Source organism: Pseudoalteromonas sp. R86517 (genome assembly GCF_042466295.1).
GTDB lineage: Bacteria > Pseudomonadota > Gammaproteobacteria > Enterobacterales > Alteromonadaceae > Pseudoalteromonas > Pseudoalteromonas atlantica.
Genome location: NZ_JAXHCB010000001.1, coordinates 2,247,304 through 2,263,034 on the forward strand (window position 1 = coordinate 2,247,304; position 15,731 = coordinate 2,263,034).

The 15,731-nt window shown below is 42.3% G+C and carries 12 protein-coding genes; 2 read left to right on the forward strand and 10 right to left on the reverse strand.

Annotation, left to right across the window (positions count from 1 at the left end; translation table 11 throughout):
* Positions 1–65: 65 nt before the first annotated feature.
* The 4 genes from SJY38_RS10150 to SJY38_RS10165 form a co-directional block, all read right to left on the reverse strand.
* A complete protein-coding gene (locus SJY38_RS10150) occupies positions 66–1,106 on the reverse strand; it encodes a sterol desaturase family protein (RefSeq protein ID WP_377109686.1) in 1,041 nt (346 codons plus the stop codon).
* A 10-nt stretch (positions 1,107–1,116) separates the two neighbouring features.
* A complete protein-coding gene (locus SJY38_RS10155) occupies positions 1,117–3,351 on the reverse strand; it encodes a TonB-dependent receptor domain-containing protein (RefSeq protein ID WP_273605680.1) in 2,235 nt (744 codons plus the stop codon).
* An 8-nt stretch (positions 3,352–3,359) separates the two neighbouring features.
* Positions 3,360–4,634, reverse strand: a complete 1,275-nt coding sequence (locus SJY38_RS10160) for an imelysin family protein (RefSeq protein ID WP_377109687.1) — start codon at positions 4,632–4,634, stop codon at positions 3,360–3,362.
* A gap of 85 nt (positions 4,635–4,719) precedes the next feature.
* Positions 4,720–6,447: a DUF4856 domain-containing protein gene (locus tag SJY38_RS10165; RefSeq protein ID WP_377109688.1), complete on the reverse strand. Its 1,728-nt coding sequence runs from the start codon at positions 6,445–6,447 to the stop codon at positions 4,720–4,722.
* An 876-nt stretch (positions 6,448–7,323) separates the two neighbouring features.
* On the opposite strand from SJY38_RS10165, the gene SJY38_RS10170 reads away from it, so the two are divergent.
* Complete coding sequence (locus SJY38_RS10170; protein ID WP_004587424.1) at positions 7,324–7,539, forward strand: hypothetical protein; 216 nt, start codon at positions 7,324–7,326, stop codon at positions 7,537–7,539.
* A gap of 82 nt (positions 7,540–7,621) precedes the next feature.
* Here SJY38_RS10170 and SJY38_RS10175 read toward each other — a convergent pair whose 3' ends face one another.
* Positions 7,622–8,086: a nuclear transport factor 2 family protein gene (locus SJY38_RS10175; protein ID WP_377109689.1), complete on the reverse strand. Its 465-nt coding sequence runs from the start codon at positions 8,084–8,086 to the stop codon at positions 7,622–7,624.
* 94 nt (positions 8,087–8,180) lie between these two features.
* Positions 8,181–10,607 (reverse strand): ATP-dependent helicase HrpB, encoded by a 2,427-nt coding sequence (gene hrpB / locus SJY38_RS10180; RefSeq protein WP_377109690.1) that lies wholly within the window; start codon positions 10,605–10,607, stop codon positions 8,181–8,183.
* Positions 10,608–10,880: 273 nt separating this feature from the next.
* On the opposite strand from hrpB, the gene SJY38_RS10185 reads away from it, so the two are divergent.
* Positions 10,881–11,078, forward strand: coding sequence for a CsbD family protein (locus SJY38_RS10185; RefSeq protein ID WP_377109691.1), 198 nt, complete (start codon positions 10,881–10,883; stop codon positions 11,076–11,078).
* A gap of 66 nt (positions 11,079–11,144) precedes the next feature.
* On the opposite strand, the gene SJY38_RS10190 is transcribed toward SJY38_RS10185, so the two are convergent.
* The 4 genes from SJY38_RS10190 to SJY38_RS10205 all read right to left on the reverse strand — a co-directional run bounded on the left by SJY38_RS10190 (position 11,145) and on the right by SJY38_RS10205 (position 15,642).
* Entirely contained in the window at positions 11,145–13,406 is a 2,262-nt protein-coding gene (locus SJY38_RS10190) for a molybdopterin cofactor-binding domain-containing protein (RefSeq protein ID WP_377109692.1), read from the reverse strand.
* Complete coding sequence (locus tag SJY38_RS10195; RefSeq protein ID WP_024034278.1) at positions 13,403–13,900, reverse strand: (2Fe-2S)-binding protein; 498 nt, start codon at positions 13,898–13,900, stop codon at positions 13,403–13,405. Before SJY38_RS10195 ends, SJY38_RS10190 begins: the two co-directional genes overlap by 4 nt.
* A gap of 185 nt (positions 13,901–14,085) precedes the next feature.
* A complete protein-coding gene (locus SJY38_RS10200; protein ID WP_377109693.1) occupies positions 14,086–14,841 on the reverse strand; it encodes a hypothetical protein in 756 nt (251 codons plus the stop codon).
* Between the two features lie 42 nt (positions 14,842–14,883).
* The gene (locus SJY38_RS10205; protein ID WP_377109694.1) at positions 14,884–15,642 is read right to left on the reverse strand and encodes a hypothetical protein; all 759 of its coding nucleotides are present in this window, start codon (positions 15,640–15,642) and stop codon (positions 14,884–14,886) included.
* Positions 15,643–15,731 lie beyond the last annotated feature (89 nt).

Sequence of the window (15,731 nt, forward strand, 5' to 3'; positions counted from 1 at the left end):
GAGTTTGATACGATTATTGAAACACAAAATTTACAATTTAACCTTTTATTTTTTGTAACCGAGCGCTATTTAACTGTTTTGTCGTTAATATTAACCTCAATAATGGACTTTTTTTTATTAAAAACATTCACCTTATTAGCGGCTTTAGCCACACGCTGCCAAGGCGTTTGTAGGTTCTCGTAAATTGGCCGCCAATACGCATCCATTACACTGTTGTGCCCCCGGTCGTTATTGCCAACCCCCACGGTAATTTTACCTACTTGATGCGCTTTTATCAGCGTGCCACAGGCTCTATCCCAAATGGCTAACGCTGAGCCTAGGTTACGGTCAAAATGTTTTGGGTTATCGCTGTGATGAATTTGGTGCTGAGCTGGGCTAATTAACCAATTTTCTATTTTTTTACCAAAGCTCCACCACACATGTGAGTGGCGTAAATTAGCGCCTAAAGCATTAAAGGCAAATACAAATACATTAGCCCCCAAAATATCTAACATTGATAAATTTCGGCCAAAGCAATACACACAAACGCCCACCACAAAACCTTGGGCTAACGCCATTCGACAGGCATATAAATAGCTTTCAAACGGGTGGCTGCGATAAATGGTCATTGGGGTGAGCACTAACGCACTATGATGTACCTTATGAAAATGCCACAAAAACGGCACTTTATGCAGTGCTAAATGTAATAAAAACCGTGTTAAATCATCAAATATAAACAATAAAACGGTAAAAATAACTAACACCACAGTACTTGGCAGCTGCCATACTGCGCGCTCACCAAAAAGCCATTGCAGGGCATCACTTACGCCAATAGCAACAGGCACCATAGTTAACACTATAGGCACCCACAGCGCGGCTTTAAGTAAGCGGTTTATAATTAATAATTGGTAGTCGAGCTTGGCACTTTTACTCAGCCAAATACGCTTACTAAATAAATAGCGCCCCAGCCCACGCCACGTGCGCTTTTTTTGCTGCGCACGGCCCGAGAAATACAGCAACATTGCAATCACTAACGCCGCAATGCTATAGCCAATAAAAATACGTTTATTGGCATCAAACAAATAATTTGGCGTTTGAAGAAGCGTTTGCCATATAGTCTCGAGCATAACTTACCTCTTAAAATTGATATTTGTAGCCCACGGCTACGCTACGCGGTTTACCCGGGCGCGCGCCATATGGGCGACGACTAACAATGTTATCTTGGTCAAACAGATTATCTACCTTAGCGTAAATATGCCCATATTGATCAAGCTCGTAGCGCGCAGCAATATCTACAACGGTTGTAGCGGGTACCTCGACACCTGCCAACGGTAATGAAAAATCATTCCCTGTGGTGTTACCAAGCTCGCCAGCGGTATAAGCTACGCCAGCGGCCTCTGGCATTTCTGAGGTGTATTTTATTAATACATCAACCGACCAATCGTTATGTGCAAGGCCTAAGCTCAGCGCAGCTTGATGGTTAGGCAAGTACGGTAAATGATCGCCCGGGCGAATATGTCCCCACTGCGTAAATTCGCTAAATAGCTCTTCTTTAAACTCACTTTGCGTGTAGGTATAAGTTAAGCGTACCGGCACATCAATGTGCTTATTTAATGCGTAAGTGTGTGCAAATTGAGACTCAACGCCCCATACATCCACTTCCCCACCACTAAACTCGCGGTCAATTTCGTTTTCGATTCCACAGTTTGACTGGCCACAGCTTTCTACTAAGTTTGAATAATCATTAAAAAAGCTCACGACTTCCACTTGGCTGTTACCGTTGTTGTAACGGCCACCAAATTCATAGTTTACGCTTTTTTCAAACTCTTCATCTCCTTCACGTACAGGGCTAGATGGGCTTGAGGGCACAAACCCTTGGTGTACACCAAAAAGTAACCCTGCATTGGCCGATAATTGGTAAAAGCCACTTAAACCAGGTAACCAGATACGGCTCGATTTATCTTGCCAATCGTTTGCTTGTCCAGGGCCGTCATTTTGATACGACATATCCATTAACTCGCCACGCACGCCTAAACCAAGTGTTAGCTTATCTAAGGTTACTTTGTCTTCAATATATAACGACCACGCATCGGTAGATTCGGTATTTTGTGTGGTAAATACACTCGCGGTGTCTGTACGGGTGTTAACCGCGTTAACCATGGCGTAGGTGTCTTCAAAATGATCGCGCTCTATTTCATCTTGATGAAAACGCACCCCAAATGAGAGTGAGTGCTCTAGCCCAAACGCAGCTACTTGCCAATCACCATCAAACTGTATGCCCTGCGAGAAAAAGGCTCTGTCGTTAGTTCCCATGGTTAAAAATACATTGCTTTCACCACTTTGAACCGAATCGGCTTGGCCACTAATAACGCTGTATTCACGCTCAAAGCGTGTTGGGTCTGCCAAAATATCCGACAAACTACCACTGCTGTTAGTAACCGCGTTGAGTTTAAGCCACGCACGTTCAAAATCGTTGCGATAGGCGCGGGTTGTAAGGGCAAAATTGTCGCTGCTAAGCTGGTGGGTAAACATCACTTGCGTATGCTTAGTGTCCATATTTGCAGGGCCGCTGGCGGCATAACGGCGATACGGTGTTTGCTGGTAATCTTCTTCGGTTAACCCAAGGTAGGTTTCGTTAGAAAGCTCATCTGAATAGGCCAGCTTTAACTCAAAGCGTTGCTTAAACTGCTCGCTATTAAGTGTGTAATCTAATTTAACTAATAAATCGTCTTTTTCAAAACCTGTATCTTGCCCGCCATCAAGCTCTTTAAAACCGTCACTTTCTAGGTGAACGCCTTCAACTAAAAAGCCAAACTGTCCTTCGCGATTACCATAATACGCGTGCGCTTTTTTATAGCCATCAGAGCCTGCTGAAATATCAAGCATACCGCTGGCGTCATCAGGCACTTGGCGCGACACTAAATTAAGCGTACCCGCCACCGTTTGCGGGCCATAATGTATGGCTGCTGGGCCTTTAAACACTTCAACTGCGGTCATGCGTGTAGTAAGCGGAAAATAATAAGCCGCCGGTGCCGAATACGGCGCAGGGCCAATTAAAACACCGTCTTCTAAAATGGTTATTTTTTTACTACGCTCAGGGGTTACGCCCCTAAAACCAATGTTAGGCCTTAGCCCAAAGCCATCTTCTTCGCGTATGTTTACCCCAGGCACCTGCGATAAAATACGATGAATATCATCAAACTCAAATTGTTCAAGTTGCGCTTCGCCAATTAAAGTTGCCGAGCCTGCTTCGGTGCGCAATTTATCGTTATGGCTAATAATTTGAATATGTTCTAATTCGTTTTTTTGCTCTGCCACTGCTTGGCAACTTACGGCCATAAGCAATGCAATTGTAAGTTTATTGTATTTCATTGTCGCCCTTAGTCGTTGTCGCCTGCAGAGGTGGTGGGTAGCTCTAGTGCTAGCTCATTAATAAAGTCATTTTTTAGCTCATCGGTCAGCACTTTCACTTGCCCATGTACATCACGTACCTGTTGCTCGTTATCAATTAGCAAATCGGCCAGCGAGCTATCTATGCTATTTAAAGTGGCTTTAAGAGCTGCTATTCCTTCAACTAAACGTGTTTTAGTAGCCTGTGCTTGCTCTGCATCTAAAAAGTCATCAAAGCCAGTGCCTGCTTGCTCAGCGTCTAAATTACCCATAATTAACGCTTCAAACGCCGCTAAGTTATTACGAATATTATCTAAAGAGCTTTTCGCATCTAGGCTTTCTACATCTTCAGGGCACGCCGATGCGCCACACGAATTTGAAAAAATACCAATCGGCTCTGCTAATTTTTTATCTTTTACTATTGTGTCGATATAAAACAGTGCATCGCTAATATGATTAAGTGCTTCGTGAGTTGTGCTAAAACGAGAGCCACTTTGGCCGGTATTTTTTAATTCGTTAGCAAAACCATTATCCCCTTGCCAAGCTTGTAATAACTGCGCTGACGAACTTAAAACATCTTCACTTGCCACCACAGCAAACTCGCAACGAGCCTGACGACGCGCTAAATCTGTACGGTTATTCCAATCTGCAAGGGCATCATTTGCCACACTACAATGATGCGCTAATTGCTCGTTAAACAACACATGCCCAATTGCAAATAAGCCACGGCGTGTTGCTGTTCTTTCGCTAATGGCATACGGGCGATTTTGATCTTGGTTAATAACACCGTCTTGGTTATACACCACGTCTTGGTCTATCCCACAGCGGCTAAAGGTAGGCCATGAATATATTTGGTTACGTAACTGCCCTGCGTTATCAAGAAGCGGCCCCATTTGCATCATTTCGGCTTGTTGCCAACCCGCCATGGTATCTAGCCAGGCTTGTTGTGCTTGAGCACGCAGCGCAATGGCCTCTTCTGAGCTTTCTTGTACGCTTTGTATTTCAGCTTGGCAGTAATTTGCAACGGCCTGTGTTTGTGTTTGTGCTTGTTGATTAAATAAAACAAACGTCGGTGTTATTACATTATCGACTAAGTTAGCAACGAGTTGTGCTTCATCAAACTCAGTAACCGCAGGCGTCGTAGTTTGCCCGCTATCACTACTTTGAAAATCACTGCCTGTGCTACTTGAGCTACTTTCACCACACCCACTAAGGGTTAGTACAGTAGCTGCAACCACAACCCCTTTTTTTGCATAATTGATCATTATTTCAACCCTAAAAACTTTGAAAATTAAACGGCAAAAGGCCAGCCCGTGGGCTGACCTTCCTTGGTGCTAAAACGGGTGGTTATTACCAGTTTTCAACGTTTTGAGCATCAAAGCCGTAAACTTCCTGCATCAAATCACGTGCCTCTACTAACTGCGCTTTGTATGCATCTGTTAGCAGTGGCGCTTCACCGAGCAATGTATGTAGCTCGGCAAATTTACCTGCGTTATCGTCGCTGTAAAAAGGTGAAAATGGGTTAAATTGAAAGTTCAGTGCAAAGCCTTTCATTTCACTAAAGTGTTTAGCTAAATTAGCAAAATCGTCAGCACTTGCCTCTGTACCTTGTACTGTATCAATGTCGGCTAGTGTGTCGTTGATGTAATGTACAACGGTGGCTGCAATTGCGTTTTCCCAGTTGGCTACTGCAATATCACGTTGTGCTAATAACTGCGTTTTTTGATCATCAGTTAATGCACTTGGTGCAGCATCGTTAATAATTTTACGACCCGCAATAAACGCCGTCATTGCTGCGCTGCTAAAGTCAGTTGCTATTACCGCGCCTTTATCACGTTTAGCTGCATTGGTAGAGTTACCCCAGTTGTATTCACTCGCTAAGTCAATTTTGCCATCGCCATCAATATCAGCGCTTGCGCTACCATCTGAAATAGCCTCGTCACTAAATTCTAAATAATGACGTGCTGCGCCAAAGTAACCAAAACCTTCATCGTATTGATGCTCTAAAGTACTGTAAGTACCATCGGCTGCTGCATCGGTGTTATCTTCATCAAGCCCTTCGTCTAGGTAATCGTCAGTGCCTTGCGAGAACATTAACGCACCTAGCGTGTGCTTTTGAATAAGCTGGTTTAAATCAAGGCCACTTGTTGTGATGTATGCCGCAGTAATGTCATTACCGTTTACATCCTCAGACTGCGTACCGCTTGCAATTGCATCTACATTGGCGGCAATTAAATCAAAGTAATGAAAAATAAGCCCTTCTGGCGTTTTTGCTTGAGTGCCGAAGTCGCTCCAGCCTTCAAATGTACCTTCTGTTAGCCAGTCTTCTTCCATTTTAGACGCATCGTTACCGGCAATTTTACCTGTTAAGGTTTTGCCTGAACTCGAAATTTCTGCAAACGACTGTTGCAACGTAGTTGCGCCATCAATAAACAAAAAGCTGTTATCTTTTACGGCTTCGTAATCGCTCCAATAAGCCATTAACTGCGCTTTAACGGCATCGCCCGTTAAGCCTTCGCTTTCAATGTAATCAACACTTAATAAGCTTATGTAAGCTTTAATTTGCGCCGAAAGTGCATGGCGAGCCACTTGGCCTGTGTAACTTACCGCAGATTTACTAGCATTAACTGTTGAGGCAAATTCGTAAACGTTTACGCCATCTTGCGCTTCAATATCAGTTACAGATACGCTCAGTGTTTGTGTAAAACTTAAATCGCCAGCATCGGTTGCAGTAACTGTTACATCAACTGTTTCTACTTGCTCAGCATTAAGCGCTAACGTGCTTTTAAGCGTTAGCTCATTGCTGTCATTAATTTCAAAATACTGTTCATCATCAGAAAGTGTAAATACCATGCCTGTTGCATCGTCATCGGTTGCACTTAAAGTACCGACTACTGCGCCTACTACATCTTCTGTTACAGCCGCTGTTGATAAGCTAATAGCGGTAGGTGCCGAATTAGTCACTGCTGGAGTGGTTGGTGTTTCGTTGCTATCGCTAGAGCTTGAGCCGCCACACGCAGTTAAACCCATAGTTGCAGTAATTACTGCACTAGCAAGGAGAGATTTACGCAAATTCATGTTGAATCCTAATATTGTATGTGAATCATTCTTATTTGTAATAGCGACTATTCTAATTACAAATACCTAACAATCAACCTAAATGTTTCTTTTTTGTTTTATTTTTAAAATAGTTTTAGTTTTTAGAACAAAGGGAGATCGGCAAAAATACTTTTTAACATAGCTAAACAGCGCGTAAATTGCTTAGCAAAACATTCGCTGTACAAAGCTAATCTACTTATTAAAGTAATTAACTATCAAAAACTTATAACAACGCTTGGTTTGTACTAGATAAGTATTTTTAGAAAGGAACACTGCGCCTTAAAGCAAAGTGCGAACATTACGTAAAAATAAAATCACATTAACTTTTTAGATATAAAAGCTATTTGTAATAATTATTATTTATTTTAAAAACGCATCACTTATAGCGTTTAAGTGTGGTTTTTTGCCTCACTTACTGTTTTAGAGGCTTATATCGGCGTATTGATTAAAGGTATACTAGGGCGTGTTGACCTTGGCGGATAGAAATTTGTTCAATCTAGGGGCGATTAAATCGCGGCGCGTGGTTTGTAACTTAGTAGGCTCGATAACGGCTCCTGCGTTATTTTAATGACTTACATCCATGTAAGAATAAGTAAAAACCAATAAACAAGAGTTTATCACCCTAGAAAGAACCCAACGGGCAGCCCATGTTTGGCTTTTATGCTGCGTTATCGCCTATTTATGGGGAATAACCAAGTTACATAGGCTCTGCCTTGCCTTAAAACCAAACATACGGCTGCAAATTCAACCATTAAAAATCAACACACCCAAGAGATTATGAGAGGTGGTAATGCATTAAATAGTGTAATTTTACTACTCACTTTTAGCTAAGCCATACAATAACAGAGCCTTTTTATGAAAACAGAAATTCGCTACCGCTTTGAAACCTCGCAAGTTGCTAACCGCTTTGTGCATGTACTAAAAGATTGGCCCGTAAACCAGGTTAAAACTCGCCTATTTAATGGCGGCGACAGTGTAAAAGTCACTTACGAGTATGATGAAAGCGGGTTTGATTACACCTCTGCCGAGCTAGATGATTTAGCAGAGCAACACGGTGGTAAAGAAGTTTAAGCACTTAACAACAAAAAGCTATTACAGCCCAATTAGCCATTAACTTTGCTTTAATGGCTAGCGCGTTTTATCACTTTACGTTTTATTCGTGATATTTACGGATCATCGCCACTTTACCGTTTTCAACTTCTATTACTTCCATCATTACTGATGTGTACTCGATTGGCTGCTTACTTTGCGGATGAATGCCCTTAGCGTGGTTTTTATAACGAATCGCAAAGCCGCTATTGTTAAATATAAAGGTATTTAGCAGCTCGCTTTCGTATAAAGTATGCGCGCCTAAATAAAAACGCATGCCCTTACGCATTAGTTTTTTACCCTCTGCTGTGCGAGAGTCATCTACTTGATACGGTATGTGCTGGCTGCCTACATCGTCTGTTAATAAATTAAGGTAGGCTTCAAGCTCTTTTTCACTTGCGTTAGGCGCTTGCGTGGCGGTCATTGTGTTGTAGTAATGCTGTGCAAATTTGTTTAAGTCCAGCGCCTCTTCAGCATTAACCGAAAAGGTACTCACTAATAGCAAAGCTAATGTAAATACTCGTTTCATCACTTCTTCCTTGTAGTTAAAAGTATTGATTTATATATAGGTACACTATATTCACATGTTCAAAAATAAAACAAATACTTTTAAGTTAATAAACCTACATTTTGCTTTTTACTCTATTGGTTGCCACGCTGTTGGCTGGATCGTCGGGCCAAAAATGCTTGGGGTAACGTCCTTTCATTTCTTTTTGTACATCGCGATAACTACTAGCCCAAAAGTGCGCAAGATCTTGCGTAAGCTGTAATGAACGCTTACCTGGCGAGAGTAATTCCATAAGCAGAGGCAGCTTGCCATTTGCAAGCATTGGCGTACTTGTTAAACCATACACTTCTTGCATGCGCACGCTAAGTTTTGCGGGGCCATCTAGCTGGTAATTAATTTTTATATTTGAGCCACTCGGTACCGTTAACCTAAGCGGTAACAGGGTTTTTAGGGCTGTTTGCTGTGTCCAGTCAAAACAATTTTGCAGTGCTTCAAAGTAGTTAAACTTTTTAAGCTGCTCCAGCGTTTTTATATCCTGTAAATATACGCCTAACCAATCATCAGCTGTTTCGATAAGTTGCTGCTCGCTTATTGCCGGGAACGTATCTGGCATAAACTGACTGGCTAAACTCATGCGTATTAATAATTGCTGCGCATCGGGTTGTTCATTAAATAATGCAAAACCATGTTTGGTAAATAAATTAAGCCACGCTTTGGCGCGCTCGGTTTTATCAAGCTTTTGCTTACTTGGTTGGCTTGTAAGCGTAATAGCGCCGAGCTTTACTTCGTCTTGATGGATAAAGCGCGCGGTTTTTTCATCAAACTCACAGCGGGTAAGCGTAGTAAACAAATGCGGTAAGTAATCTTGTAGCTCAAATGGGCTAAGTGCGGTGGCTGCAAAAATACGCGTGCCTTTATGGCCGCCCATGCTTGCAATAGCAAGGTAGTCATCGTTATGCCAGTAATCGGTGTTTAAATCAGCGCCCGCACCATTGGCAAGTAAGTAGCCATTGCCGCGTTTTTTTGCAATGCGGTCGGGGTAAGCTAATGCCACCAGCAAACCTAAATACTCGGTGTTTAGCTCGCTGTTACTGTCGGTTACTTTTAAACGGCTTTGCCAGTATTTTAACTGCTGTTTAAATACTGGGTGTGGCCTTTGCTGTTGGCTATGTAGCGCCAAGCTTAGCTCGTTGGCGCTGTTTATTCGGCTCTCAAGCAGCGCCACTAAATAAAGTGCTAAACGGTAAATACCAGGGAGTTCTGCCTCAAGCGCTTGCGCTTTTAAAAGCATATGCGCTAAGCGAATATCTGCCCCAAAACCCAGCATGTTGCTGCCCAATTTAGTGAGCTTACCTTTAGAGTCGATAGCTTCAAGCATGGTTAGTAAGTTTGCCGCTTGCGTGCATTGCTGCGCTGTTGGCGTATCAAGCAAGGTGAGTTCGCTAATATTTGCGCCCCATTGTTTTGCCTCCAGCATAAGTTGGCTTATGTCTGAGGTGAGTATTTCCGGGCTATCGTGGCTATTACGTCTCTCAAAGGTTTGCTTTGAGCCAAGCCTGTAAACAACCCCAGGCTCTATTCGCCCTGCACGCCCTGCTCGCTGCACAGCAGAGGAGCGCGATATACTTTGTGTTGTAAGCTCAGTTACGCCTGTTTTCAAGTTATAGCTCGCCGCGCGGCGTTTGCCGCTGTCAATAACAATGCGAATGCCTTCAATGGTTAAACTGGTTTCGGCTACATTGGTGGTAAGCACTATTTTGCGCATACCTATAGGCGCAGGGGCAATCGCCGCTTGCTGATTGGCTTTATCTTGCTCGCCAAATAATGTGGCAACTAAGCAGTTACTTGGTAAATCATTAAGGGCCTGCTGCACACGTACTATTTCAAATTGCCCAGGTAAAAAGACTAATGCACTACCGCTTTGCTCATTGAGTGCTTGCTTAACGATATTAGGAATGGCATCTAACCAGCGGCTCTCATCTTTTATTGGTATATATACTTCGTCAATGGGGTAACTACGCCCGCTTGATTGTATAACCGGGCAATCAAAAAACTGCGTATAGCGCTCAGTATCAAGGGTGGCCGACATAAGTAGTATGGTTAAATCGTCGCGCAGCGCACTTTGGGTCTCTAAAGCAAAGGCCAGTGAAGTGTCGGCTGCAATTGAGCGTTCATGAAATTCATCAAAAATCAGTAAGTCTATATCGCTTAATTCGGGGTCGTTTTGTAGCATGCGGGTAAGCATGCCCTCGGTGACTATTTCAAGGCGCGTATTACTACTTACTTTACTCTCGCCGCGTACTCGCAAACCAACACTCTGCCCCACTTTTTCGTTTTGGCACTGTGCTAAGTAATTGGCAATATTACGTGCTGCTAAGCGGCGCGGCTCAAGCATTACAATACGTTTAAAATGGCCGTCGCGCATAAGCTGTAGCGGTAACCAGGTTGATTTACCCGCACCAGGCGGTGCTTGTAATAACGTTATGGGGTTACTTTGTAATGTAGTTAAAAGTTGTTGATATATGTTTTGAACCGGCAGCACTGCTATTTACCCAAAATTGCTTTGTGCGCATTGTAACAAAAACCAAAAATAAACGCGCCGCAAAAGCGGATGAGTTTACGCGTATCCATAATCAGAAATAATTACAGACCGCTCTGTACATTTTTTAAGAACATACGCGTTGCAATAAAAGTAACGCCTCGCTTAAATATATAAATCAATGATTATAAACACAAAATAAAAAGTTTAACTTATTGGTACACGCTTTGCTCCTTTTATACTGAACGTTATTTAAAACTAAGTAAGGAGATACTTATGAACAGCGATCGTATGAAAGGTAATTGGAACGAGCTTAAAGGTAAGGCGCAACAAAAATGGGGCGATCTTACTGACGACGATTTAGACAAAATTGAAGGTAGCCGTAAGGAGCTAGTGGGTAAAATACAGCAGCAGTACGGTAAATCTAAAGAAGAAGCAGAGCGCGAAGTAGACGAGTTTGAAAGAACTCACTAATCGCTAACTTCTAAAAAAACCGCCATTTGGCGGTTTTTTTGTTTAACGGCTAAAAAAAGACGTTATTTACGCTTTTAATTGGTTACCTATTGGCAGCTGCCTAATACGCTTACCACAAGCGGCAAAAATAGCGTTACATAGCGCAGGGGCGTAAACCGGTGTTGCGGGCTCGCCTACGCCTGCTGGTGGCGCATCGCTTTGTATTATTTCTACTTCTACCTCTAGTGGTGAATCGCTCATACGCGGTACGCGATAATCGTGAAAATTACTTTGCTGCACGCGGCCTTTATCAAAGGTAATACCATCGCTTATTGCGGTTGTAATACCGTAAATAGAGCCACCTTGCGTTTGATTTTTTACGGTATCGGTGTTTACAACCGTACCTGCATCAATAGCTACCCACGATTTAATCACATTTAAATCACCAGCGTCCGATACCTCTACCTCAACCACAGTAGCCACATAGGTTAAAAAGCTGCGGTGCGCAGCAATGCCTAACCCGCGACCTTTTGGCAGCTTTCGGCCCCATTTACTTATCTCAGCTACTTTTTCAATAACATGGCGTAATTTACCAATATCTAATGGGTAAACATCTTTATCGCCGCCATAGTTATCGTAAGACGCATTTTGCTCGGTTACATCTAAAATGCGATCAGGGCCTATGGTTTCAAGTAAATAGTCTTTTTGGTCGCGCCCTGCTTTATGCGCAGCTTCAGCAATAAATGACTGAATAGCAAAAGCATGAAAAATATTTGATACCGAACGCATCCAACCTACTCTTGTTTTAGCGGGTGCTTCGCCGTTTTCTAACTTTAAGTTAGGTGAGTTTATGGGGTTATCGGTAAAGCCCAAGCGCAGCTCAAAACCTGCAGGCGACGTTGCCCCTTCTTGAAAGGTCGACATAATTGGCGAAAACGCCGTACGGTGTAAGTAAGCCTCAATATTACCTTTTTCATCTAGTGAAGCTTCAATATGTTGAGCCGATACCGCATGATAAAAACTGTGCTGAATATCATCCTCTCGCGTCCACTGTACGCGTATAGGTTGTCCTACTTTCATTGAAATGTAGGCAGCTTCTGCTGAAAAGTCAGGTTTTGATTTACGCCCAAAACCGCCACCTAACATGGTGACATGCACGTTAATTTGGCTCTCTTGCATACCAAGTAACGCAGCTACGGTTTTCATATCAGCTTGCGGGTTTTGCGTTGCAGCCCAAATATCTACCCTGTCTTTATTGTACATTGCAGTGGCGCAAGGTGGCTCCATAGGTGCTTGAGCCAAATGCGGCGCGTAATAGTCGGCTACTAACTTATTGCTCGATTTAGCCAATACGCTGGCGGTATCGCCTATTTCACGTACATGCGCTTGCGGCTCATTAACGGTTTGTAATAACGACTTTTTAAAGCTCTCTGAATTATAATCGCCGTTTTTACCATCATCCCACACCACCTTTAGTGCTTTACGCGCCTGCCATGCAGCCCAGGTATTTTTAGCAACAATAGCAATGCCGCCTTTTGGCTGAAATTGCGGCGCACCTTTTGGTACAGGCATTTCAATAACATCGACTACGCCATTAATTGCTTTAGCGGCGCTGGCATCAAACGATTTAACCACACCACCTACTACCGGCGGGCGCTCAATAATAGCCACCAGCGCTTTTGGTTCGCGAACATCAGCAGCAAATGTGGCTTTACCGGTTACTAAATCGGTTAAATCTATGTGCGCCATACCGGTATTTATATAACGCCATTCTTTACGTGTTTTAAGTGTTAACTTGTCTGGCTCTGGCGGGGTAATACCAAGCGCGAGGTCAATTAAGTCTTTATAGGCAAGCGTTTTACCCGAGCTGTGGGTTACCACGTGCTGATTAGCTGTACAGGTTTGCGGCTCAACGTTCCAATATTTAGCGGCTGCGTGCTGCATCATGTAGCGTACACTTGCGCCCATTTCGCGCAGGCGTTGCATGTTGTAGCGAATACTGCGCGAACCATCGGTATTTTGATCCCCATATTTAGGGTCGCCCTTACCTTGAATAACAACGACTTTATCCCATGCAGCTTCCATTTCGTCTGCCACAATTTGGGCAATGGCGGTACGAATTTGTTGGCCCATTTCAGAGCGGTGGCAGGTTATTTCAACCATGCCATCAGGGCGCAGAGCTATAAATAAGTTAGCACGTTTTGCTTGCTCAGAGGGTTGCTCTAACACGCCTGCAAACGCTTTTGGTGCACTGCCTACAAAATAAGTGCCTAATACTAATGCGCCTATTGCGCTGGTTTTTAAAAATTGGCGACGGTTTAGGTCAAAGTACGTATTGTCGTTTTTCATACCTCTTCCCCTTGTTCATTTGGGTCAAAATACTCAACGCCCGCAATGGTTTTAGCCGCCGACTTAATCGCTTTATGAATACGCGGATACGTGCCACAACGACAAATATTGCCCGACATATTACTCACTATTTCATCATCAGTGGGATTTGGGTTAGCGGCTAATAAGCTTGCCGCTTGCATTATTTGTCCGCACTGACAAAACCCACATTGCGGCACTTTATGCTCAACCCAGGCTTTTTGCACTGGGTGATCGCCTTGCTCGCTTAACCCTTCAATAGAGGTAATAGCACGCCCTGCCACAGCCGATACAGGTAATATGCACGAGCGCTGCGCTACGCCATCAATATGTATGGTGCACGCACCACATTGCGCCATACCACAGCCAAACTTAGGCCCGGTTAAATTTAATTCATCTCGAAGATACCAAAGCACCGGCGTTGACGGATCGCCTGTAAACTCATGTTTATTACCATTAACGGTAAGCGTGATCATATTTAACTCCTTGGCAAAGCGCTTTAAAGGAATGCCTTGTTGCGCGAGAACGGTTTGAATAATTGCTACTTTTTTAGCCTACCACTTAGGATTGATTTATTGAAATTTTTATCGGCGAACCGCCAACCTATAGCTGTTACTAAGTGGCAGCTTTATTAGATAGAGATAAGAAGGGTTTACTGATTCTACTTAGCACTTATAACTGGCTCATTTAATAGCTGCTCATCATTTTTATATACTTCAAGCCAACCAGGTGGCGATGTATCGCAACCAATTACAGTAACGTGTAATACGTAACTATAGCGTCCGTTTTTAAACGTATAATGATGATTGCCGCCGCTACCCTCAAAGGTAATATCACCGTTAAATAAAACCATATCAGGCTTGTCCTTTGGCCTTTTATCACTGCTCCACACCGCATAACGGTAATTTCTATCACCTAAATCATCAACGCGAATATGGTAGCTAGCCGTTTTCCAATCCAGCACTGGCTCTTCAAATGTATTAATACTTGAATGAATTGATTGCTTGTCTTGTTCAATTAAGCGTTTAGCAAATGCCTGCTCTTTGGCTGTGTGGCTATTTATTCCGATAATTTTACCGTTAGTATCTACCCACATTACGCCGTTATTTAGCATAATGCCACGCCAACCAACTTTATCCCAATCGGTATTAATATTAGAGCTGCCAATAACGGCAACTAGTTCATCGTCAAACACTTCATCAAAGCGGTTAATAAACTCAGCTTCATTTTTAATGTCGGGCAATGGATATTGCCTTTTTAGAGGGTAGCGAATATGCGCAGCAATCACAGTTTTATCCTGCGTTTTAAAAGCAGCAATAACAGGTAAAACACTCCCGTGATACTTCTGCTCAAGCGCAAATGTGTTTGATGTGAAAAGTAGGAATAGGCAAAGCAATATGTAATTTAGATACTTCATGAATAGTCCTTTATCTCAGTTTTTTTATCGAAGCAGTTCGTATTAGTTTGATACTTCTTTTGCCTCAATTATTTTTTGCAATTGATTAGCTAAATGATTTATTTCAGTAATTGCCTGATATAAGTCATCTGGAAGTATAACTATTACTTCGTTGTCCTTGGTATACCCATTTCTATGGACAATATCATGTCTTATGTCGATAATTGATTCTACTTTTGTCGTGTCTATATTTATTTTACAACCAAGTACTTTTTCGTACATTCCCATGACTTTATCAATTTTGTGAAATAATACTTCACTAACGGACTTAATTGCCAACCCACTTAAATCTATTCCTGATTTAGATAAATCAAACAATGAATATTTCGTATTCCTTATTTGCTCCAAACGCTCTATCGCATTATTTAGATAGACATTGTTTTCAGATATTAAGCTTTTTATTGTGTCCCCTAAAAAAGCTTCAAGAAGTGTTACCGAGTATGAATAACACATTTTAATTATTAAGTTTTCATCTAGAGGAATTGGTTGGGAGAGTGAGTTTTTTGCAAGCTCCTTTACATTGCTTAACTCTGTCATAAAGTTTTGATAAATATCAACTGAGCCATTTTCCTTTAACCATTTTATTTCTGAAACCCACTCATATTCATCATTTAAATGGTCCTGATAAGCAGAATACTCAATGAGTAAACTTTGCCATTCATCCGATTCTACTGTTAAATCTTGATCGCTGAGCCTTTCACGTACCCACTTTTCAGCCTGCTTATTTTGTTCTTCAAATAAAAATTCTTTAATAGAGCTCAAAATACTTCCTTATAATTTATGTTTAAATAATGGATATATTAACTATTTATAATACTTTAGAAATAAGTTTTCTTAATAAAAACAAAAAC